23 protein-coding genes are annotated in these 22,330 nt (G+C 48.5%); 8 read left to right on the top strand and 15 right to left on the bottom strand.

Annotation, left to right across the window (positions count from 1 at the left end; genetic code table 11):
• Positions 1 to 68: 68 nt before the first annotated feature.
• Entirely contained in the window at positions 69 to 2,411 is a 2,343-nt protein-coding gene (locus tag FCL45_RS19460) for an O-antigen ligase family protein (protein ID WP_136799824.1), read from the top strand.
• Between the two features lie 103 nt (positions 2,412 to 2,514).
• Here the strand turns inward: FCL45_RS19460 and FCL45_RS19455 are convergent, their stop codons facing one another.
• Complete coding sequence (locus tag FCL45_RS19455) at positions 2,515 to 3,462, bottom strand: IS110 family RNA-guided transposase (protein WP_136800054.1); 948 nt, start codon at positions 3,460 to 3,462, stop codon at positions 2,515 to 2,517.
• A 455-nt stretch (positions 3,463 to 3,917) separates the two neighbouring features.
• Positions 3,918 to 4,865, bottom strand: coding sequence for an IS110 family RNA-guided transposase (locus FCL45_RS19450; protein WP_136800054.1), 948 nt, complete (start codon positions 4,863 to 4,865; stop codon positions 3,918 to 3,920).
• Between the two features lie 235 nt (positions 4,866 to 5,100).
• Here FCL45_RS19450 and FCL45_RS19445 point away from each other — a divergent pair, with 235 nt between their 5' ends.
• Positions 5,101 to 5,466, top strand: a complete 366-nt coding sequence (locus FCL45_RS19445) for a four helix bundle protein (RefSeq protein ID WP_136797637.1) — start codon at positions 5,101 to 5,103, stop codon at positions 5,464 to 5,466.
• Positions 5,467 to 5,578: 112 nt separating this feature from the next.
• Here the strand turns inward: FCL45_RS19445 and FCL45_RS19440 are convergent, their stop codons facing one another.
• The 4 genes from FCL45_RS19440 to FCL45_RS19425 all read right to left on the bottom strand — a co-directional run bounded on the left by FCL45_RS19440 (position 5,579) and on the right by FCL45_RS19425 (position 8,153).
• On the bottom strand, positions 5,579 to 6,118 hold the full coding sequence (locus tag FCL45_RS19440) for a hypothetical protein (RefSeq protein ID WP_136797639.1): 540 nt from the start codon (positions 6,116 to 6,118) through the stop codon (positions 5,579 to 5,581).
• Between the two features lie 617 nt (positions 6,119 to 6,735).
• On the bottom strand, positions 6,736 to 7,578 hold the full coding sequence (locus FCL45_RS19435) for a sodium:proton exchanger (RefSeq protein WP_136797641.1): 843 nt from the start codon (positions 7,576 to 7,578) through the stop codon (positions 6,736 to 6,738).
• Between the two features lie 98 nt (positions 7,579 to 7,676).
• The gene (locus FCL45_RS19430; protein ID WP_136797643.1) at positions 7,677 to 7,931 is read right to left on the bottom strand and encodes a thioredoxin family protein; all 255 of its coding nucleotides are present in this window, start codon (positions 7,929 to 7,931) and stop codon (positions 7,677 to 7,679) included.
• Positions 7,932 to 7,997: 66 nt separating this feature from the next.
• Positions 7,998 to 8,153, bottom strand: coding sequence for a hypothetical protein (locus FCL45_RS19425; protein WP_153305553.1), 156 nt, complete (start codon positions 8,151 to 8,153; stop codon positions 7,998 to 8,000).
• A 92-nt stretch (positions 8,154 to 8,245) separates the two neighbouring features.
• Here FCL45_RS19425 and FCL45_RS19420 point away from each other — a divergent pair, with 92 nt between their 5' ends.
• Both FCL45_RS19420 and FCL45_RS19415 read left to right on the top strand, forming a co-directional pair.
• Complete coding sequence (locus FCL45_RS19420; protein ID WP_136797812.1) at positions 8,246 to 8,719, top strand: CreA family protein; 474 nt, start codon at positions 8,246 to 8,248, stop codon at positions 8,717 to 8,719.
• 233 nt (positions 8,720 to 8,952) lie between these two features.
• Positions 8,953 to 9,606 (top strand): YkgJ family cysteine cluster protein, encoded by a 654-nt coding sequence (locus FCL45_RS19415; protein WP_136797645.1) that lies wholly within the window; start codon positions 8,953 to 8,955, stop codon positions 9,604 to 9,606.
• Positions 9,607 to 9,670: 64 nt separating this feature from the next.
• Here FCL45_RS19415 and FCL45_RS19410 read toward each other — a convergent pair whose 3' ends face one another.
• From FCL45_RS19410 to FCL45_RS19395, 4 genes are all read right to left on the bottom strand, one after another.
• Entirely contained in the window at positions 9,671 to 10,453 is a 783-nt protein-coding gene (locus FCL45_RS19410; protein WP_136797646.1) for an ATP-binding protein, read from the bottom strand.
• A gap of 224 nt (positions 10,454 to 10,677) precedes the next feature.
• Entirely contained in the window at positions 10,678 to 11,328 is a 651-nt protein-coding gene (locus FCL45_RS19405) for a nitrite/sulfite reductase domain-containing protein (RefSeq protein WP_136797648.1), read from the bottom strand.
• Between the two features lie 137 nt (positions 11,329 to 11,465).
• Positions 11,466 to 13,103, bottom strand: a complete 1,638-nt coding sequence (gene hcp / locus FCL45_RS19400; protein ID WP_136797650.1) for a hydroxylamine reductase — start codon at positions 13,101 to 13,103, stop codon at positions 11,466 to 11,468.
• A 384-nt stretch (positions 13,104 to 13,487) separates the two neighbouring features.
• Positions 13,488 to 14,279 carry a class I SAM-dependent methyltransferase gene (locus FCL45_RS19395; protein WP_136797652.1) on the bottom strand — a complete coding sequence of 264 codons (792 nt, stop codon included), beginning with the start codon at positions 14,277 to 14,279 and terminating at the stop codon, positions 13,488 to 13,490.
• Positions 14,280 to 14,517: 238 nt separating this feature from the next.
• Here FCL45_RS19395 and FCL45_RS19390 point away from each other — a divergent pair, with 238 nt between their 5' ends.
• Positions 14,518 to 15,060 (top strand): NADH peroxidase, encoded by a 543-nt coding sequence (locus tag FCL45_RS19390; RefSeq protein ID WP_136797654.1) that lies wholly within the window; start codon positions 14,518 to 14,520, stop codon positions 15,058 to 15,060.
• A 346-nt stretch (positions 15,061 to 15,406) separates the two neighbouring features.
• Here the strand turns inward: FCL45_RS19390 and FCL45_RS19385 are convergent, their stop codons facing one another.
• From FCL45_RS19385 to FCL45_RS19365, 5 genes are all read right to left on the bottom strand, one after another.
• A complete protein-coding gene (locus FCL45_RS19385) occupies positions 15,407 to 15,568 on the bottom strand; it encodes a hypothetical protein (protein ID WP_153305554.1) in 162 nt (53 codons plus the stop codon).
• Between the two features lie 395 nt (positions 15,569 to 15,963).
• Positions 15,964 to 17,109 (bottom strand): MBL fold metallo-hydrolase, encoded by a 1,146-nt coding sequence (locus tag FCL45_RS19380; protein ID WP_136797656.1) that lies wholly within the window; start codon positions 17,107 to 17,109, stop codon positions 15,964 to 15,966.
• Between the two features lie 82 nt (positions 17,110 to 17,191).
• Positions 17,192 to 18,004 (bottom strand): rhodanese-like domain-containing protein, encoded by an 813-nt coding sequence (locus tag FCL45_RS19375; RefSeq protein ID WP_136797658.1) that lies wholly within the window; start codon positions 18,002 to 18,004, stop codon positions 17,192 to 17,194.
• A 58-nt stretch (positions 18,005 to 18,062) separates the two neighbouring features.
• A complete protein-coding gene (locus FCL45_RS19370; RefSeq protein WP_136797659.1) occupies positions 18,063 to 18,545 on the bottom strand; it encodes a hypothetical protein in 483 nt (160 codons plus the stop codon).
• A 40-nt stretch (positions 18,546 to 18,585) separates the two neighbouring features.
• Positions 18,586 to 19,785 carry an FprA family A-type flavoprotein gene (locus FCL45_RS19365; RefSeq protein WP_136797661.1) on the bottom strand — a complete coding sequence of 400 codons (1,200 nt, stop codon included), beginning with the start codon at positions 19,783 to 19,785 and terminating at the stop codon, positions 18,586 to 18,588.
• A gap of 322 nt (positions 19,786 to 20,107) precedes the next feature.
• Between FCL45_RS19365 and FCL45_RS19360 the strand changes: the two genes are divergently transcribed.
• The 3 genes from FCL45_RS19360 to FCL45_RS19350 all read left to right on the top strand — a co-directional run bounded on the left by FCL45_RS19360 (position 20,108) and on the right by FCL45_RS19350 (position 22,091).
• Entirely contained in the window at positions 20,108 to 20,311 is a 204-nt protein-coding gene (locus tag FCL45_RS19360; protein ID WP_136797663.1) for a ferredoxin, read from the top strand.
• A 250-nt stretch (positions 20,312 to 20,561) separates the two neighbouring features.
• A complete protein-coding gene (locus FCL45_RS19355) occupies positions 20,562 to 21,278 on the top strand; it encodes a TVP38/TMEM64 family protein (RefSeq protein WP_136797665.1) in 717 nt (238 codons plus the stop codon).
• 75 nt (positions 21,279 to 21,353) lie between these two features.
• Positions 21,354 to 22,091: a DUF547 domain-containing protein gene (locus tag FCL45_RS19350; RefSeq protein WP_167495777.1), complete on the top strand. Its 738-nt coding sequence runs from the start codon at positions 21,354 to 21,356 to the stop codon at positions 22,089 to 22,091.
• Positions 22,092 to 22,330: the final 239 nt, after the last annotated feature.

Below are 22,330 nucleotides of genomic sequence, written 5' to 3'. Positions count from 1 at the left end.
CCTCACTCCTATCTCCTAACCCCTCTCTATTGCCCCCCCCCCTCACTATTGAACCCGCACAGTTAGCTATGAAAGTTATATTTCCCCTCTACCTCGTAATATTGGTCTTCGCTCCAACAGCCTTCGGCACTACCGAACTCTGGTCGATGGTGACGGTGGAGATGCTCACCGGGTTGGTTGCGGTTGGGGTGTTTACCTATTTCTGGTTTTTGAAAAAGCGGCTCTACGTCATTCCCGGCATAGTGCCGCTTTTGTTGTTGCTGGCCTTTATGGTGGTGCAGCTGGTGCCGTTGCCTCCTGAGCTGGTGAGGGTGATTGCGCCCGCCAATTACTCCGTTTATGAACCGCTTTTTGCTGTCGCAGGAGAGCAGTGGTGGATCCCGCTGACGGTTAATCTCAAGGCGACCATACAGGAGCTGTTTCGGATAGGCTGCTACGCCCTTTTCTATATCGTTACAGTCCAGTTGCTGCAGTCTCACGCTACGCTCAAGCGAACAGTCAGCGTGGTGGTCTGGCTTGCTGCGATCATTGCCTTTCTGGCGCTCATTCACCGGGTAACTTCGCCTGATACGCTGTTCTGGTTCCGAAAAGGCCCTGAAGGGTCTTATACTGTAGGTCCTTGGGTATATCATAACCAATATGCAGGGTTCATGGAGCTTCTCAGCCCGCTGGCAATTGCCTTGTTTCTTTTCTATAAACCGAGAGTGACGCCCGATGAGGGATGGCGCCAGCGGATTGTGGATTTTTTTACAATGCCTGGGACTAGTCTGCATATGTTTTATGGTGTTGCCGCAGTGGTCATCACCATGTCGGTGTTTGTGAGCCTGAGCAGAGGGGGAATTCTCACCATCTTTGCCTCGCTCTTGATTTTTTTTCTGCTTTACAACCTGAAAAGACCCAAGCACGGCCGTTTAACCTTAATCCTGGTCATCTGCTGCGTTCTCTCCTCCGTTTCCTGGTTTGGCTGGGATATTATCGTTGCCGAATTTAACCAAGGGGTTGATCAGACTACCGGGGCGATTAAGGATGGCAGGCTTGACATCTGGCGAGATTGCTGGCAGCTCATCCTGGCTTTTCCAATATTAGGGGCCGGTTTTGGTACCTTCGTTGATATATTTCCATCATACCGGACTATACTGGGCAGTTCGTTTTTCGTGCATGCACATAACGACTATCTTGAACTGCTCACCGATGGTGGTGTGATCGGCATCGGGCTGGCCGGCTGGTTTGTGTTGGCGGTTCTTCACCATGGCTGGAAAAAAATTCGGATGCGCAGGGACAAATTCTCAGTGTTGCTGGGTATCGGTGCCATGACCGGAATCATTGCCATACTGATCCACTCCGTTACCGATTTCAACATGCATAATGGTGCGGTGGGGCTCTACTTTTTCTTTCTCTGCGGCGTTCTGGTGGCTGCGGGCAACAGCAGGTTCACTGCTTATGGGGCCCAGAGCCTGCTTGGCAGGTACAGCCTCGGCAGAAACGCCCTTTGCGGTCTTGGGGTATTGGGCTGCGTTGCTGTTATGCTGGTCGTGCAGTACCGAACCCTGGCCGGTTTCATGGCCTATGGGCAGGTGCAAAATATTTACCTCTCGCAGTATCTCAGGCCGGAGCGGCTGCATGATCTTATCGACGGCACAGAACGGGCCAGGCGGTTGGATCCTTTTGCTGGGGGGTATAGTTCTGCCCTGGCGAGTGCATATTTGCATCAGGGGGAATATCAAAAAGCTTATGATTTCCATCTTGAGGCAGCGAGGAAATCGCCGACCAGCGGCGTCGATCTGCAATGGCTCGGGCTCCTGACTGAGAATGCGGACACTGCCGCCATCTTGATGGAAGAGGGGTATAAACGCGCCCGGCATAAGAATGATCTGGTCATGCCTTATTTGGAGTATCTGTTGCGGCAAGGCGAACGCCAGCGCGCGGCTGCACTTATGCAAGAGAAGTTGGAACTCGAAAATGGCTTGGTCAAAAGGGTGGCTCCATTTTTCTCAGAGTTTGATTTCTCCCGCGACGAAATTGATTACGCACTTCCCCAAAAACCTTCGGTGTGGATTATATATGGTGATTACCTGCAGAAAACAGGTGACATCGAAGGGGCAGAATACTATCGCAGCAACGCCCTGAACCACATCGACTCTACTGAAGAGATCTCTCCCCACTGGTATCAGCAGCTTATCTCTTTCTACAACTCAATCAAACAGCGTGACAAGGCCATTCGCACCCTCCGCCTGGCCGTGGAATCTGTGCCCAATTACGCACCATTCCATAACCAGCTCGGCGATTACTATCGCACTGAGGGCATTACATACCGCGCCGAAGAGGAGTATCGCAATGCGCTCTTGTTAGATCCTCGTTCTAAGGCGGCGAAGCGTGGCTTGCGGTTGATGGGGTTGTTGGATGCGTATTGAAACTGCTAGTTAGGAGAGAGGTGTGAGCAACTGTGTTCAAAGTCAAACCTAATCGTACAGATGAAATCTGCAACTGACTCAGAGGTAAGGGTTTTAAATTTCATCATCTTTGTTCAGCATAAGTAGGCGACCAAGTGGTTTGATTTCTCACCATGACATTTAGGATGGTTAAGAGTTTCCGCATGCATGCCGTCAGAGCAACCTTAGGCTTTTTTCCACGAGCAATTAATTGCTCGTGGAAAGTCCTGATGACAGGGTTGCAGCGTGCGGCTGTCAAAGCCCCCATGTACAAGACAGATCTTATCTGGGCTCTCCCTCCCCATATTCTTCGGGAACCGCGAAAAAAGCCGCTATCTCGATTGAGTGGAGCTACTCCGGCCAGTGCTGCCACCTCTTTTCTGTTGAGTTGGCCCAACTCAGGCAAGCCTGCTAGGAGTGCAAGCGACAATACTGGTCCTACACCTGGCACGCTTTGTAATATTTTATCGTTTACTCGCCAGACATCTGATTGCTGGATGAGCTTTTGGAGATCCCCATCAACGTTTTGCAAACGTTTTTCCAGCCATTTGATATGTGCTTCAAGATCTTTGCGAACATGTTTTGTAGAGCATCTAAGGCGATTTTTTTCCATAGTTAACATGTCCACAATTTGCCTGCGGCGCACTAGAACAGCATCCAATTCTCGAGCTTGCTCGTCTTTGATCGGTCGAGGTTCTGGTCGAATAGCTTCACCAAATCGAGCGATTATTTCAGAATCGATAGAATCTGTTTTTGCCAACTTGCCAGTAGCTTTAGCAAAGTCCCTCACCTGTCTGGGGTTTACTACGACAATGGGTAGGAATTTCTTGGCAAGTTCACTTACGAGGGGAATCTCAAGGCCGCCCGTTGATTCAAGAACAATCAATGTAGGCTGTAATTCCTCAAAGCGTTTTACCAGAGCGGAAATTTCCGTTGGAGCATTGGCTGTACTCCATTTTTCCTTGGTTGGCCGAACGGCGATGTCCAGCTTAGTTTTTGATACATCAATTCCAATAAATATCTGTTGATCCATGTTAGATTTCCGTTTCCCAGCCTTGTGAAATGCGGGCTCTTAGTAAGGCCCCGGCAACTGTTCGGGTTAAGCAGAAAGGACCATAACGACCAGCGCTCACACACGGGCTCGTAGTTTAATTGTCCCAAGGAGTGGTCGATCTGTTACGGTCATGTAGCGAAATATGTTACTTAGTAAACTATGTAGGAGTATGGGCGCAACATACAAGGAGTGAGGAGTGAGGTGAGGGACTGCAACTGTATGATATTTTGAAGAAAGGAGATAGGCGTGAGGTGAGGGACTTTAACCGCAAAAAAACGGTTAGGAGAGAGGGGTTAGGAGTGAGGAGAGGGACTGCAACTGCAAAAAAACCGGGTAGGGGTGAGGCGTAAGGTGTGAGCAACTGTGTTCAAAGTCAAACCTAATCGTACAGATGAAATCTGCAACTGACTCAGAGGTAAGGGTTTTAAATTTCATCATCTTTGTTCAGCATAAGTAGGCGACCAAGTGGTTTGATTTCTCACCATGACATTTAGGATGGTTAAGAGTTTCCGCATGCATGCCGTCAGAGCAACCTTAGGCTTTTTTCCACGAGCAATTAATTGCTCGTGGAAAGTCCTGATGACAGGGTTGCAGCGTGCGGCTGTCAAAGCCCCCATGTACAAGACAGATCTTATCTGGGCTCTCCCTCCCCATATTCTTCGGGAACCGCGAAAAAAGCCGCTATCTCGATTGAGTGGAGCTACTCCGGCCAGTGCTGCCACCTCTTTTCTGTTGAGTTGGCCCAACTCAGGCAAGCCTGCTAGGAGTGCAAGCGACAATACTGGTCCTACACCTGGCACGCTTTGTAATATTTTATCGTTTACTCGCCAGACATCTGATTGCTGGATGAGCTTTTGGAGATCCCCATCAACGTTTTGCAAACGTTTTTCCAGCCATTTGATATGTGCTTCAAGATCTTTGCGAACATGTTTTGTAGAGCATCTAAGGCGATTTTTTTCCATAGTTAACATGTCCACAATTTGCCTGCGGCGCACTAGAACAGCATCCAATTCTCGAGCTTGCTCGTCTTTGATCGGTCGAGGTTCTGGTCGAATAGCTTCACCAAATCGAGCGATTATTTCAGAATCGATAGAATCTGTTTTTGCCAACTTGCCAGTAGCTTTAGCAAAGTCCCTCACCTGTCTGGGGTTTACTACGACAATGGGTAGGAATTTCTTGGCAAGTTCACTTACGAGGGGAATCTCAAGGCCGCCCGTTGATTCAAGAACAATCAATGTAGGCTGTAATTCCTCAAAGCGTTTTACCAGAGCGGAAATTTCCGTTGGAGCATTGGCTGTACTCCATTTTTCCTTGGTTGGCCGAACGGCGATGTCCAGCTTAGTTTTTGATACATCAATTCCAATAAATATCTGTTGATCCATGTTAGATTTCCGTTTCCCAGCCTTGTGAAATGCGGGCTCTTAGTAAGGCCCCGGCAACTGTTCGGGTTAAGCAGAAAGGACCATAACGACCAGCGCTCACACACGGGCTCGTAGTTTAATTGTCCCAAGGAGTGGTCGATCTGTTACGGTCATGTAGCGAAATATGTTACTTAGTAAACTATGTAGGAGTATGGGCGCAACATACAAGGGGGTAGGACAAAAACAAGGGGGGAGTATGGAGCAAGTAAAGCGGTTGCATCATGATTTGGTTGTTTGGCAGGAAGGGATGAAGCTTGTTGAACATATTTATGGTGTTGCTCGCCGGCTACCCGATTACGAGAAGTACGAACTTAGCAGCCAATTGCGGCGGGCTGCAGTCTCTGTTCCTGCCAATATTGCAGAGGGCGCTGGTAGAAATGGGCAGAAGGAGTTTTTTCATTTTCTCACGATCGCACGAGGCTCTTTATGTGAATTAGAAACCCTTCTCTTACTGTGCTCCCGACTTGATTATATAAAGAATATCGATACAGAATTAAAAAAGCTCAATGAGACTCAAGCACTGCTTAACGGTCTCATAAACGCAGTAAGAAAAAGGATCTGAAAAGTTTGTTTATTCCCCGCTTTGCTTTTGCAGTTCCTCCTCTCACCTCACTTTTCCCCCATAGAAAATAGCTGCCCAGCGCCGATAATCCCTCTTCCACAACACGATATCGTCATCGTGAAACGTTCCTCTCCACATACTCAGCCATCAATTCATGGATCTCATAGGGAGGGCGGACCTGAAAGTAGTGGTCGACCACGGCGTGGCCGAGTTCATGGGCAACGACTTTAAGTTTTGCATCGTCCACTGAGATGTAAATTGTGTTTTCAGAGAGGGAGTAGTAAGCGATATGGTTGAATTTCTTTTGGTATTTCTGGCGGTATACTGCAGCTATGTCGTATCTTGAGGGAAGTAGGACCACCTTTATATCGAGGTTTGCAGGAAACATGTCCAGAATAATTTCCGCCTTCTCAACAAGGATATCAAGTTTGGCGGCAACCTCGTCCTCGACAGAGTGATACTCTAACTTCTTGAGGTTATATCTCAGTTTTCTGCTCAACTTCAGGTTGCTGTTGAATTCACGGAGCAGTTGACCATCACTGTTATACTCGACAGTAACATACCGCCCTTCGACTACAGCGGCCCGAGCTTCCGGGAGGCTGATGCCAAGAAACAGTGAGGCGAGAATTATTATGTGAATACACCTGTTCATTCTTCGGAGTGAAAGACCTGCTAAGCTGGGAACTTTCGAATTATACTCCGTCAAGAACCGACAGAGCTTTGCACGTTCTTCTTCCGCGTTATCAGCTACATATAATTTAGCGACAGGGCCAATATTTGTGGTAGAGCCGGGGCAATGCTCATCCTGCAATTTTCTCAGGCTGAATAGGCGACCTAGCCACCATATCGTTGAGTTTCAATCAGATACTGACCGGTAACAACCTTCAAGATAAAAGATTCAACAGGTTGTTAGGCTTCCTTCGAGCAGCATAACAGGTAATTGACCTTGCTGCAAATCGTGATTGGCGAAAGAGCGGGTAGAACTGCAGAACGGCAGGTAGGACGGAACGGTGGGTTGGACAGAACTACTACGGGATTAACAGTGAGGAGTGAGGGGTTAGGTGTGAGGAGGGAACTGCGATAGGAACAACAAGGTAGGAGTCGGGAGTTAGGTATGAGAAGGGAGCTGCAACGGGAATAACGGGTAGGGGTAGGGAGTTAAGGGTAAGGTGGGAATTGCAGTTGCAGTTGCCTTTTCTCCTCACTCCTAACGCCTCACACCTACCTATTGTCGCAGTTCCTCCTCACTCCTCACACTCCAAATAGTTCCTACCTCAAAACCAAATACGTCGCCACGCCGGCAGCGGCAAGCCAGATATTGGTAATATTTGAAACCGTAATATTTAAAATTGCAGCCAGGTGTTTGTTGCGGTTCAGCAAAGCCAGGCATGACTTGAATTCGGGCCAGCTGGTGAGAGTGGCCAGTACCAGGAAACCAATCACTCCTTTGGGTGCGTGGGAGTGGGTAGCGGCGAAGGTTACAACACCGTCCAGAAAATAGCCGGTAACAGTGAGCAGGATAATCGCAGGTAACAACCAGAGTTTGGGGTTGATATGGTGATCTTCCTCTTCTTCTGAGTGGTTTTCATCCGGGCGCAGGAAGAACATAATAGAACTGAAAGTCACAGCACCAACCACCCAATAGAGATATTGTTGCGGTTTCATAAAGAAAAATGACCCGGCAAAGGCGGCGGTACCAAGTACGGTGGTAAGGGTATACCCCGCTCTGGTTTTGGCGGTAGCTGCAACCTGGCCGCAAACCAATGCGGCGACAAAAAGCAGAATTGGGTTCATAAAGTTTGAGCCCAATGGGGTTGACGCAGCGAAGATAATATCACCCACAGCAAGACCGACGATGAGGCAGAGAGCCTCCGGGCCATTGGTGATAAACCCAGTGAGGGTGCCAATTCCCTTAGTGTTTTTCAAGCATTCTATGATGAGTTCTATAGCCATGCCGATTAGCAGCATCTCAAGAATTACCCCGCCTGCGCCGATAAATGAATATTGGAGGTTGCCGCCAAACAGCAGGGCGCTGCCGCAAAAGAAAAGAATTACGAGTACCCAGACCAGCAGGTCGAGTTTGCCGATTGAGTCGAAGAGTATTTGTCTCATTGGATATGTCTGTTGTAGTCCCTGAAAAGCCAGCTTGTATGAACTGGTTTAATTATGACGGAAAAAAGCAAAATTTCAATTGCCTGTGGGGTTCGGGCTCATCCGGAAAAAGTGAGTTGTTCAATATATTGCTTGATTTGATCGTTACCAAGCCATATCCCGCTCAGTCGATGATCGCCACAGACCAGGGCAGGGATCATCCGCACGCCATCTTTTATGGTGCGCTGGGGGGCGACGAGTACATCGACAAGCTCTATGGTAATATCATCACGTTCAGCTGTGAGTTCTTCCAGGACCCTACGGGTAAAATGACAGCGAGGGCAAAGACTTGACTTATAAAGAGTGATTTTCATATTTGTACATTAAAATTTAAAGTTACGTCTGTTGAGTGCTCAGTTAAATATGTGCCTGAAAGTAGCTTAAAAAGATAGTGACTTCAACCCGACTTTGCCATACGCTGCACTTTCTATTGCTTCTTCATCGTCTGGTTGACGAAACATGCCATGAAAAAAACGTCGTATTATGGTATTTCCTGCACTCTGCTGAATAAAGACTCCTAACCAGATAGTCTGCATGAAGTCTGGTCGAAACCTTGAAAGTAGTGATCATTATGATATCGCACAATAGAAGAGGTTACGTTGTGAATACTGATAACAGAACGAAAATAATGGGTTGTATTTTGGCACTTGCGATGCTCGTGCCGGCAACTGGCGTCTGGGCGGGCGGAGAGCTGATAGGTGAGGTTCGCACCAAGTTCAAGGTGCTTGGCGCCAATGATAAAATCGTAATTGAGGCTTTTGACGACCCCGATATTCCTGGAGCTACCTGCTACTTGAGTAGAGCAAAAACGGGCGGTATAAGCGGGTCTATCGGCTTGGCGGAAGATACCTCCGATGCTTCCCTCGCCTGTCGTCAGACCGGTAATATTCAATTGCCGGGGAGCGTGCGTTCCGGCAAGGATGATGGCGAGCAGGTTTTTAAAAAATCGACTTCGGTGCTCTTTAAATCGATGCAGGTAGTGAGGTATTATGACAAAAAACGCCATACGCTTATCTATCTGACCTATTCCAACAAGCTGGTTGATGGCTCGCCGAAAAATGCTGTTTCGGCGATTCCGATTCTTGATAAGTGGAATGATTGAGGTTGAAAAGCTGAACGGCTGAACAGCGTTGGACGTGGGATGTTGGATGTTGGACGGAACTACAACTGCGGAACGGCGGTAACGGCGGTAACGGCTGAAAAGCGTGAGGAGATAGGGGGTAGGTGTTAGGGGGGACTGCTGAACTGCGGGACGGCAACTGCGGGAAGGCGGTTGTTGTGATTGCCGATAGATATATAAATTTGGATGAATTCGTTGAAGGACGTTGAAATAATATGAGTGAAAAGCAAGAAAGTTGTAAGCAGTGTGGGCGTTGCTGTAAGGCGGGTGGACCTGCTTTGCACACCAAAGATCTGGAGATGGTACGAGAGGGTAAAATTCCGCTGAGGAACCTTATTACTATTAAAATGGGTGAGTTGGCCCATAACCCGATAACTGGTAAGATTGCACCGGCCAATGTTGAGCTGGTGAAAATTAAAGGTAAAGGAAAAGATTGGGACTGCTGTTACCTGGACGCGACATCAAAGAATTGCACTATTTACGGCCACAGACCTGAGGCCTGCAAAGTGCTGAAGTGCTGGCAGCCGGAAGAGCTACTGGAGATGGTCGAGAAAGACACAATCTCACGTCTGGATATCCTTGCTGAGGATAACCCGATCAGGCCATTGGTTGAAGAGCATGCAAAGCTGATTCGTTGCCCCGATTTCGAAGAGATTGCCGCACTGCGCCCCAACATTCCTGAGCCAAAGCGCAAGGCCCTGCAGAACCTGGTGAACGAGGATATCAAACTCCGCGTTTTTGCAGTGCAGGAGCATCAGCTCGAACTGAGCGAGGAACTGTTCTACTTCGGCCGACCACTGTTTCAGCTTTTACAACAGCTTGGGGCAAAAGTGAGAGAAACATCGGAAGGGTTGGAGCTGCGGTGGTAACACCGTAAGGAGATAGGAGTGAGGTGTAAGGTGTATTTTCTCCTCCCACCTCACTCCTCATACCTTACTTGATTACTTCCTCTCCTCTCACGGAGAGAGTCACTCGTTTCACCGGTACATCAACGCCGGAACGCTTGAGGGCCTTGTCGATGATGACATTCATGGAGGAGCAGCAGGGTACTTCCATGATCAGAACAGTGATCGACTGCAGGTTGCAGGTTTGGAAGATGTCGGTGAAACGCTGGATATAGAGTTCAGCGTCATCAAATTTCGGACAACCCATCATTACAGCCTTACCGTCCAGGTATTTCTCCTGAAAGCTACGGGCGGCAACTGCGGTACAATCCGCGGCTACCAGCAGGTGAGCATTCTGCAGGAACGGTGCAGTTGGCGGAACCAGACGAATCTGTACCGGCCAGTGTTGGAGGCTGGAGGTGGCCTCGTCCGCAGCAGCCACAGAAAGTTCTCGAGGCTGGCTGGCAGTCTGGCAGGAACTCATCGGTTTGATTGGCTGGTTAAAGGACTGGATATGGCTGGATGCACACCCGCAATCCATTGTTGCAGCAGGTGTTGCCGGCTGCTCTTTTTCCTGCTTGCGCTTTTCTTCAGCCAGAAATTGCTCAACAGCTTCTTCGTCGAATTCGTCGGCTTCGCGCTCGATAATCTGCAATGCACCGGTGGGGCAGGAGCCCAGGCAGGCACCGAGGCCGTCACAGAGATTATCGGCCACCAGTTTGGCTTTGCCGTCTATAATCTTCAGTGAACCTTCAGCACAATCCGGAACACAGACTCCGCAACCGTTACAGAGTTCTTCATCAATTTTGATAATCTTACGTATATTTTTCATGCTGCTCCTCCCAGATCAAATGACTGTACAATCCGCCTGAAGATCTATCGATAACGTGTTTACTGCATCTTTGCGCCGGTCTTCCTGCTTATGGGCGCTCCTTTTACGATCATGACCACATAGTATCTGAAAAGGCGGTATGTTTCGTTGACCTGGGTCAAGTGATGTCGTTTTTTATTCGTTTATATGAATTAATTTTTCATCCATAAGGATGGAGGCTTTTATTACCCGTTGCCCAGTACTTCCTTTGTAAATCTATCTACGCCGTAAAATTCAATAAAACGGGCGGTGCGCATTTTGGGCTTTGCGTTTTCTATGTAGATGATAAGGCATCTCAGAATCAATTCAATAGCTTGCTCGTCGGTCTGGCCGTTTGCTATTACATCTCCAATTTTTGGTCTGCCGCCACTGTTGCCACCGAAAATCAGCTTCCAGCCTTTTCGTTCGGCGATTAAGCCAATATCACGGACAAATGGGGCAGTGCAGCACATCTGGCAACCGGCAACACTGACTTTCACCTTTGCCGGAAGGTCGCCGGGCAACCGTATGGCGTCGAGGAGGTCAATGAAAGGGGTGATGTCCCGTATTCCATGTTTGCAATTACCACTATCCGGGCAGGTTCGGATGGTGCTGAAACCAGATTGATTCTTGGCGATAGCTGCCGCTGATAGCCCTGGATCAAGATTCTGTAATCCTTTGGAAATCGCCTGCAGGGAATGCTGGTCTGTCGGCGGTATGGATAATTGATGTCTGCCGGTGATCTTGAGTTCCATGACCTGATGATCTTTCAGCAGGGCAATGATTTTCTCTAAGGTTGCGACAGAAAGAGTGTTGGCGGAAAAGCCGGGAATACGAACGAAGGTTTTATCAGACATAACTCTTTAACAATAACTATTAGCCCACATATTTCATGAAAATTTTGTGTCCTCGGGCGAGTCGAACTGCAAAGCGAAAAAAAAGGCAGGATGCGAAGGTGCATCCTGCCTCATGAAGCGATGATAAGCAACAAAAACTAGTTCAGGATTGTTTGCAGATCTTCAGCGGCAGTGGCCGCGATTGGCTTGATATCGAAGTTTTGTACCAGTACATCAAGCACATTAGGGGTGATAAAGGCCGGCAGGGAGGGTCCGAGCCTGATGTCTTTAATGCCGAGATGCAGAAGTGACAGCAGGATGACGCACGCCTTCTGCTCATACCAGGAAAGTATCATGGACAGCGGCAGTTCATTGACATCGCACTCAAATGCGTTGGCTAAAGCAACGGCGATCTGAACCGCTGAGTATGCATCGTTACATTGGCCTACATCGAGCAATCTGGGGATGCCGCCAATGTCGCCAAGTTTTTTATCGAAAAAGCGGAATTTGCCGCAGGCAAGGGTCATTACTATACAGTCCTGGGGTACCTGGTCAACGAAATCGCTATAGTAGTTGCGCCCGGGCTTAGCGCCGTCACAACCGCCAACCAGGAAGAAGTGACGGATATCTTTATTCTTCACACCATCAATCACCTTGTCAGCAACACTGAGCACGGTATTTCTGCCGAAGCCGCACAGTACAGTGCCTTTATCAAGGTCGTCTGTGAAGCCATCCATTTCCAGAGCTCGTTCGATCACCGGAGTAAAATCTTTACTGTCTCCGATATGAACCAGGCCGGGCCAGCCTACCAGTCCGGTGGTGAATACATTTGCCTCAAACGATTCTTCCGGCTTCTGAATGCAGTTGGTGGTGAACAGGATGGCACCGGGGAACTCTGGAAATTCCTTTTTCTGATTCTGCCAGGCGGTACCGAAATGGCCGTAGAAATGGTCATATTTTTTGAGTTCAGGGTAGGCGTGGCAGGGCAGCATCTCGCCATGAGTATATATGTTTATACCTTTACCTTCAGTCTGTTTCAGGAGTAGCTCAAGATCGCGCAGATCATGGCCTGAAACCAGGATCGCCTTGCCTTTCTTGTGCCCAAGCGGTACCTCGGTGGGAACGGGGTGACCATAGGTGCCGGTGTTGCCGGCATCGAGCAGTTCCATAGCTCTGATGTTCACCTCACCGCATTTGAGGGCGAGACCTACCAACTGCTCAAGGGATTGCCCTTGTCTGGCCAGATCTGCCATAGTGTCATGGATATAGGCATAAACTGCGTCATCTTCATGGCCTAGGATAGCTGCATGATCAGTATAGGCGGCAAGACCACGGATACCATACAAGGTCAGTTGCTTGAGTGAGCGAAGGTCATCATTGGTATCAAGTTTTTGTATCAGATCGAGTTGATCTCCCTGTTCTTCGAGTTCTGCAAGGGTCGGTGCGGGAGTGTAAGAAACAGGGGCTTCAGTGAAATTGACATTGCCGCCTGCATTTTTCACTTTAACTTTGAGCTCTTCACGAAGCTTGACCGCGGTGTTGATCCAGTTTGCGAAACGGTCCGGGTCAAAATCAACGTTGGTCAGGCAGGCAAAAATAGCTTCTGCGGCGAAGCGATCGACAGCATTATCGACAACACCATTTTTTCTACCTTCTGAAGCAACGACTGAGAGTCCCTGAACTGCGTAGGTCAGCAGGTCCTGGAGAGCTGCCACTTCGGCCTTTTTACCGCATACTCCTGCAGCTTTGGTACAGGCGATACCCTGAGCTGTTTGTTCACATTGATTACAAAACATAGGAAAACCTCCGGAGGCATGATCCGCGATGCGGATATTGGTTAATTGGAACTGCGCTAACTCTCGACGGATAAGGCAGAGGCTCAAGGTCAGGAGAACCTCTTTATAATTCAAGGGTACAAAAGTAGTGTCGCAAAAACCTTGACTCAGGTCAAGAAACTAGAATTTCTTGGAAAGGTTGCAACTGTAAAGACACGTGGGACGTAATTGCAACTGCGATTACTTGTAGGACGTTGGAAGGGGGATGTTGGACGTAACTGCTGCTGGAACGGCAACTACTTGTAGGAGGTTGGATGGGGGATGTTGGACGTGACGGCAACTGCGTTAACTGCAAAGGCAACTGCGTTAACTACAACAGCTACTGCAAAGGCGGGGGGAGAGTGGTTACTCGGTTTTGCGGCAATGGAGGAGGAGCATGTTGGGGGAAGGGGTGGCGCTCGGGTAATAGCGGTTGGTTGAAGAAAGGATATCAAACCCTGCTGCTTCAACATAGCGCATCCATTGCTCCTGGGAGGCGGAATGCAGTTGCATGGTATGGCTGAAATTTGTGTTGGGTTGTCCGGCCTGCATTGGGCGAATTTTATAACGTTCAGTCATCTCGAGCACGCCAGTCTCTGGATTAATTTTTTTAATGATCTCCTTGACGATTTTCCCGCCAGCCGGACGATCGAACATTTGAAATTGAAATGATGCGTTGCCGTCATCGGCAGTTACAGCATTGGGAATGTACAGCTGTAACAGGAGTTGCCCGTCTGTCCGTAAATGGCTGTGGCATCCTGTGAGGGTGCGAAGAATATCCTGCTCGTCGGTAAGCAGGTTGAGCGTATGGTAAGGAATGATGACAGCGTCAAACTTTTCGGACAGCTGCAGGTCACGCATGTCCATATTAATATAACGTATATTGGTACCGCCCTTTTTTCCGGCGCAGGCAAGCATAGCTTCAGACAGATCAATACCTGTAACCTGGTGTCCCTCCTCAGCAAGCAACCGGCTCAACCGACCAGTACCGCAACCTATCTCAAGAATCGATGACCTGGCAGCTAAAAATTCCTTGTAATAACAAAGGTCAGCGTCGAAGCTACCCATTTCCAGTTCATACATCTCTGTATAAAATCCGGGAGAAAGCGGCTCGAAATGATCCTCGGGTTCTTGATCGTAGTCGGAATAAATCTTCATGAGTGGACAAATTCTAATGGAGTTTTGCTAAAAAAAGACGGTCTGAGAGTCTGTCGGACTATCCCACAACCTCCCGGAGGATAAGAAGATACAGGCTTTATGGAAGATAAGCTCAGTATTATTAAAATTAAAGAAAAAAGGTCTTGCAAAGCGATTACGGACTATGTAATATGCCAATCAATCGAGTCAGTAATGATTCTCAATAACAAATGATAATAATTATTCAGGAGGTTCTCCAATGCAAAAATATGTATGTACAGTTTGTGGTTACGTAGCCGAAGGATCCGCACCAGAGAAATGCCCGCAGTGTAACGCTCCGGCAGAAAAGTTCAAGGCTCAGGAAGAAGGTGCATTGGCATGGGCAGACGAGCATGTCATTGGTGTTGCCGAAGGCGTTGACCCGGAGATCGTTGAGGGACTTAGAATGAACTTCACCGGTGAGTGTACCGAGGTTGGTATGTATCTCGCCATGGCCCGCCAGGCAGATCGTGAAGGATACCCTGAAGTTGCAGAAGCGTACAAGCGTATCGCCTGGGAAGAGGCAGAGCACGCAGCGAAATTTGCAGAGCTGCTGGGCGAAGTTGTAGTTGGTGACACCAAGGCAAACCTCGAGGCTCGTGTAGCAGCAGAGCATGGCGCATGTGAAGGCAAGAAGCAACTCGCCACCCGCGCCAAGCAATTGAACCTCGATGCAATCCACGACACTGTACATGAGATGTGTAAGGATGAGGCGAGGCATGGGCAGGCTTTTGCAGGCCTCCTAAACCGTTATTTCAAGTAAAAACGTTGGATATGACCTGATCTCCTTCGTCAATGGCCCGCATCGTATATGAAAGATATTACGATGCGGGCAAATCCTCGGATATCAGGTCATCTACAACGTTTTCGTGGGTAAAGGTGATTGGCTGGCTATCGAAAGATATCTCTTGCCTAAGATATTATGGTGGCAAGCAAATTTACGGATTTCAGCCGACCTTGCTTTGTTAGGCAGGTGGTGTTGAGGTGAGAGGAACAATTGTTTCGGATATCAAGTCATCTACAACGTTTTCGTGGGTAAAGGTGATTGGCTGGCTATCGAAAGATATCTCTTGCCTAAGATATTACTGTGGCAAGCAAATTCTCGGATTTCAGCGCTCCTGGCTTGTTGGGTAGGTGGTGTTGAGGTGATAGCTACTGTCGTTTGGTAGCGATTGCAGGTAAATATGACCTGCAGAAAAGAACAGACCGGCCCCACTGTTCGTGGTCAGTGGTTGTACTATGCCGCTGATCAGTTCTACCGGGGCTGGCACGAGTTTATCTCTTTAGAGATGCTATCTGTATGTGCAATAAAATATGGGTAAGCAATCTGGAGGGAAAGGTTGTTCTCATGCTTGACCAACTCTTTCATTTACCAGAGTGAAAGAGGTAAAAACTGGAAAATTAAGCAGGTAGAAGATGTCCTGCCGGCGAGGTGTTCCAGGATTTGATTCAGTACTGCCACTATCTCATATCCTCCCAGGGAACGGTTATTAACCATATGAGAGCAAAAAAGGTTGAGCGGAATTCCTTTCCGCTCAACCTTTTTTATTAACATAACATTCTATATCCCACCTGCAGTTGCAGTTCCCGAAGTTCCGCAGTTGCAGTAGCTGTTACATCCAACGTCCCCCGTTCAACGTCCAACCAGCAGTTGCCGTTCAACCCTTCAACCCTTCCCCATCTGTTCCGCAGCACATTCATTTTTGCCGAGATCAAGTTCCTCTGCCCGGTCAGCGTCAACTTGCAGCAGGTTTGCGTTCACTTTGCGTATTTCGGCATATTCAGATGGTTGTTCCCGAATGTTGGCTTTGATGAATTTGAGGAAATCGGTTTCGTTGCTGATGTCGTAAATGGCTTTGTTATCACGTATCGCCTGTTTGAGAGGGGCGGCGAAAGTGAGCTTTTCAGTGGCTTCCTGCCAATTGATAAAGTGGCCGGGTAGAATAATTACGGCCGGGTCGAGTTGCTGAATATTCTGCAGGGTTCTAAAAAGGTAATCGGACCACTCATCAACCTTGCCGCCAAGATCCGGTCTGCCGACAGACTTTATAAAAACAGTATCTCCGGAGATTAAATATCGGTTGTCGATCAGGAAACAGGTGGAGCCTGGGGTGTGGCCAGGCGTGAATAACACACGAATCTCTGGGCCGTCGGCGGCTATGGGGAGAATCTGGTCATTTTCAAGGGGTGTCCAGGTGAATTGGGCACCGGTAAAATCACCTGCATTGGCGAGTACCTGACATCCTGTTTGGTCGCTGAGCAAACGACTGCCTGCTATATAATCAGCCTGCAAATGTGTCTCGCAGCTGAGACTGATGGTATAGCCTCTTTCCTGGGCGAAATTGAGGTAGAAGTCGGTGGCCCGGGTGGGGTCAAAAAGGATTAACTCACCTTTATATCCGAGCCCATAACTGCAGGATGCTTTGCCCGGTCTGATGAACTGGTACAGTTCATATGGCTCATCAGGATTGAGTAATACGGGTACAAGCAGGTTACCCCAGGACTTGATACCATCCTGCAGGTAACCGATATCGCGAAAACCATTTTTTTCGAGCAGATCGGCAACAAATTTGGCTGAGCCTTCCTTGGCGCAGACTATCAGGATCTGTTTATCACGGGGCAGTCGGGCGACACATTCCTCTTCGATCTCCATGAAGTCAAAGTAGGATATGTTCAACATTTCGAAAGGGTAGGGTGACTCAATCTGGAATCTTTGGAAATCCGTTGAGTTTCGAACATCGAGAACTACCAGCTCTTTTCTGGCGGTCAGCCAGTCGAACAACTCTGCAGCAGTGTACAAAAAAATACTCATACCTTCTTCTCCTTGAAAGATGAATACGGTTTTAATGTGACTGTCCCGGTCGTATCTGGTTCATGAACAGTCGGCCGGACTGCTAGTTCAATTGTTTGTTCAACTCCTTAGCGAGGATTTGCAGATGTGTCTTCTCTTCTGCAGCCATTTTGAGGTAGAAGTCTTTCAGCTCTGATTCGTCTGTTTTGTCGGCCAGCCGGTTGTACATGTCGTACGCCTGGGCTTCAAACATCATTCCCGCCTGTATAATCGACTCAATATCTATGAGTTGGTCACCGTAACGAGCCAAAAATGCTTCGGGCTCAATCCCGCCTTCTGCAGGCGCGGGCCTGGCGATGGTGGCGTTGGTGGAGAGTGCAGGATACTGGGCGCGGAGTTTGGCCATATGGCTGTCTTCAAAAGTTGCAAGCCTGGTGAGGAATTGCTTGTTTTCCTGAATGTCGGTTCGTTCAGCCAGCAACATGTAAAGTTGTTTAAGGGCAACTTCCATGGCAAAAGCCATCTGGGAGGCTGAACTGAAATCGGCATCGAGAAAAAATTCGAGACCGAGCTCTTCTTCGCCGCTGGCCTGGTAACCCTGCCAACCGATGATGCCACCTGTCATATTCAAGACCTGAGAGAAATTCGCTTTGCTGAGGATCTGGCTGCCTGCCCGGCTGCGTACTCCACTCCGGCAGTAGACGATTGTCTCTTTATTCGGGTCAAGTTCATCCAGGCGATCAGGCAGCTCACCCAGGGGGATGAGTTTGGCACCGGGGATATGCGACTGTTGGTACTCACCTGGCTGGCGAACATCCACCAGTTGTAGGGAACCGGGTGGGCTGGAGTCCAGGTATTTTCTGGCTTCATCCGGGCTGATGTTCTCGTTTTTGGCGAAAAGTGAAAACCAGTTCATCACAATTTCCTCGTTATTAAAATGATTCCTTAATCAGAGGATGGTTTCTCTGAAAGTATTACATATGCAGAACACCGGCTTCCTCGGGTAATTCTGAGTAACAGTCGAGATGAATCAGCCAATATTTGTCCGGTGCTGACTGGAGTTGGCTGCGTGCCTGATCTGACAGCCTGTGACTGTCTGATTCGATGCTGTAAAAGTACGAGTCAATGCCAATGAAGCCATCGAGCAAGTGGGCCAGGATATGAAAGACTTTACTGCTGTATCCCGGGTCTTTGCTTCTGAGATCACCAATTCTGTTGATACCAGCCGATTCCAGCTCATCGATCAATGAATTGATGGTGAGCTGATTCTTCTGCTCAGCTTTTTTGAGTTCCGGGAAAAAGTCTGCATCCGGGCCGTGGTGGCAGAGCTCATCAATGACCTGGATGCAATCGTATATTACCAGCGAGGTGAGATCGAAGAATTTCCGGACTCTGTCGCAGCATTGCTCGAAAGAGTTGCCCGCAACCAGAATTTTATGTTGCGCAATCCGTTCCATGCTCACCTCGTTGTGGTTTGTCTAACGCGAATCAAAAGAGCTATTCGGCGTTCTTCTCCTTGATGGTCGCGCCAATTCTGCGGCCCATCTCCAGGCATTCGTCGAGAACTTCCGGTCCAGGCACGTATTTATGCCTGAATCCTTCTTCAACCAGTTCTATTTTTGCTTCCTCCAGCGCCTGATTAAGGAGCTTGACCGATTCACCACTCCAGCCAAAGGAGCCAAAAGCGGCACCGATCTTACCAACCGGTTTAAGGCCTTTCATGTAGGTGAGAAAGCCAGCCATTCGCGGCAGAAGCCCGTTGTTGAGGGTTGGGCAACCCACCACCAGTGCTTTTGCCTCAAGCACTTTTGTCATGATGTCACTATGGTGGTTATAACGCAGGTTGAGCATTTCAGTAGAAACCCCGGCCTCTTCAAGCCCTCCTGCTATTGATTGCGCCATCTGCGCAGTGGACTGCCACATGGTGTCGTAAATAACCAGTGCTTTCTCATTTGCCTGGCCGCTACACCATCTCTGGTAGGCTGCCAGAATCTTCTCCTGATTGGTGCGCCAGATAATACCATGATCCGGAGCGATCATCTTGATGTCGAGGTTCATCTCTGCCACTGAGGCGAGCAGTTTTTTAACTAGCGGGGAGAACAGATAGAGGATATTGGCGTAATATTTCGCACTCTCCTCCATCACCTCTGAGAGTGGTACCTGGTCATCAAAACGTTCGCTGGTCGCATAGTGCTGACCAAATGCATCGCTTGAAAAGAGGATGCCGTCTTCCTTGATGAAGGAGAACATGGAGTCAGGCCAGTGCAGCATCCTGGTTTCAAGGAATTGAATGGTGCGCTTGCCAAGGCTGATCTCGGTGCCGGACTTTACCACCTCGTATGGCCAGTCTTCCCTGTGGAAGTGATCGAGCAGGGCCTTATGGCCCATTGGCGAGCAAAACAGTTTTTCCGGTTTGATGATATCCATCAATTCAGGCAGGGAACCGGAATGATCCATCTCCACATGATTGACGACGAGGTAGTCGATTTTAGCAGGGTCGATAATCGCGCTGACATGACGCAGCAACTCACCAAGATGAGTGCGCTTTACAGTATCGAACAGGGTTACTTTTTCGTCGACGATGAGAAACGCGTTGTAGGTTGTGCCACGGTTGGTGGAGTAACCGTGGAAATCGCGGACATCCCAGTCTACCGCACCTACCCAGTAAATACCTTTGGCTAATTCTGTCGGGTTCATTATCACTCCATTTGCAGAAATACGATATAAGAGTTAAAGCCAACCTCCACCTTCTACGACGGTTGCAATATGAAACAGGCAAGAGCTGCCATGCAATTGCGGCTCGGTCATATCTCTGCATTATCCTTAGATCTTATTTGAGATATGAGGCGATTACAAGAAGAGATGGTGCGAGGGAGCCAGAGTTGACATAGATGATTAAGTAGTAATAATTATTGGAAGTGTCAAGGGGATTGTGAGCTTTGATTGTATTGAAAAATCGGGCAAGCCCATAGGTTGGCTGAGAATTAAAAAATTATGTATGGCATGAAACAGGTAAGGAATGAAACGCATATTGGTCATTGATACCGGGCGCTGCAGTGACTGTCGTGGCTGCATAGAGGTTGCCCCGGAGATTTTTCGTTATAATGAAATAACCGGCAGAATGGAAGTTGTTGATGTGGAAACATATCCTGCCGAAATCGTCTGGGAGGCTATCAAGAATTGTCCCAAAGACTGCATTTATTGGGAAGATATAGATGAATGATCGGCTCTAAAACAAAACTTCACGAAGTAAGAGGCGGGAGGGGCACAGTCCGCGTATCGTCTTCATTTTTTTGCTGTTACAATAGGCTACTATCATTTACTTCCGGTGATAACTGAAGCGAAGGCTGCCTGAGCTGAAAAAAATGCGGGCTGGGCCTGTGGTGCGAGGAGAATGTGAGCGAGTCTGGATGAAACTCTGAACAAGACCGCAGTTGATTTGTATGACTGCAGATGAGGATGCGGGTCACCCTATGAAGAAAAATTTAGTGAAAAAGAGCATTCTGGGGGCAATAGTTATTTGTGTGGTAACTGTCTTCTTTTATTACGACCTTGGGCAATACCTCAGCCTGGAATATCTCAAGAGCTCCCAGGAAAAATTTCAGCTTCTCTATGAACAGCACCAGTTGGCGGTGATCGCAGCCTATATGGCCATCTATATACTGGTTACTGCTCTGTCGCTTCCGGGAGCGGCGGTTATGACGCTTGCCGGTGGCGGCTTTTTCGGCCTGGTGCTGGGAACTGTTGTGGTGTCTTTTGCCTCTACCATCGGAGCCGCCCTGGCCTGCCTGGTGGCGCGCACTCTGCTGCGGGACTGGGTGCAGCAGAGGTTTGGCGGGAAATTGCAGACGATCAACGAAGGCATTGACCGTGAGGGTGGCTTTTATCTCTTCACCATGCGTCTGATTCCGGTGTTCCCGTTCTTTGTCATCAACCTCGTCATGGGCTTGACGACTATGCGGTTGATCACGTTTTTCTGGGTCTCCCAGCTTGGGATGCTGCCCGGCACCATTGTCTATGTCAATGCAGGCAAGGAGTTAGCTAAAATTGACTCGTTATCGGGGATTCTTTCCCCCAGTCTCATCGCTTCGTTCGTCATTTTGGGGTTGTTTCCACTAACCGTTAAAAAAATCATGCAGTTTGTCCGGCCCCGGGTAATTGGGGCCAGCCAGCCGAAGAAAGAAGAGTAACCGGTCTGATACAGACCACATATTTGTGAGCGGTTGAGCAACATAGCGCATGCTATGCAAAGAATGGAGGGAGCCATGCCAAAAGCGATTTGCCTGTTGCTGTTACTTCTTGTACCTCTCAGTGTTCAAGCAGTGGATCTACATACTGATTGGGATCAGTTGCTCAAAAAGCATGTCCACCAGGGGGAGGTGAACTATACGGCATTTAAGGAGGATGAGAAGAAACTTGATGTATATCTGTCCCGACTTGATGCAACGAATCCCGGTGTGTTGAGTCGTAACGATCAGTTGGCGTACTATATAAATGCCTACAATGCCTATACTGTAAAACTCATCCTGCGTAATTTTATCTCTGGAAGACCTGTTGACTCGATAAAAGATATCGGCGGTCTTTTCTCTTCACCCTGGTCAATTTCTTTTGTTCATATCGGAGGACTGAAAATGAGCCTCGATGATGTTGAGCATGAAATACTGCGGCCACGCTTTAACGAGCCAAGAATCCATTTCGCCATAAACTGCGCGGCCAAAAGCTGTCCACCACTCATCTCTGAGGCGTATACCGGAGCTGAGGTGGAAAAACAGTTGCAAAGAAATACGGTATCGTTTCTCAATGACCCCAAAGCAAATTATGTTGCCGGCAACACCCTCTATGTGTCAAAAATATTCAAGTGGTTTGGGGTAGACTTTGGTAATGATATCGGTGGATTTGTGAAAAAGTATGCCGCGCCTGAGATGCTTGGGACGATAAATGGCGCTGGAAGTGATTTGCAGGTGCGATTTTTGAAGTATGATTGGTCGTTGAATGGGTTTTAATTGCGGAACAGCAACTGCAGGTAGGACGTTGGATGTTGGACGTTGGAAGTAACTGCAACTGCTTAACTGCAACTGCGGAACTGCAACTGTAACTGCAGGTTGGATGTTGGATGTTGGATGTTGGACGTGACTGCAACAGCTTAACTGCAACTGCGGAACTGCAACTGCAACTGCGTGTAGGACGTTGGATGGGGGACGTTGGACGTGACTGAAACTGCAACTGCAACTGCTACAGCAAC

Origin of the sequence: Desulfosediminicola ganghwensis (assembly GCF_005116675.2) — a bacterium.
Lineage (GTDB): Bacteria > Desulfobacterota > Desulfobulbia > Desulfobulbales > Desulfocapsaceae > Desulfopila > Desulfopila ganghwensis.
Note: the sequence above shows the minus strand (reverse complement) of the source record. Positions and strands in the feature narration are given on the sequence as shown.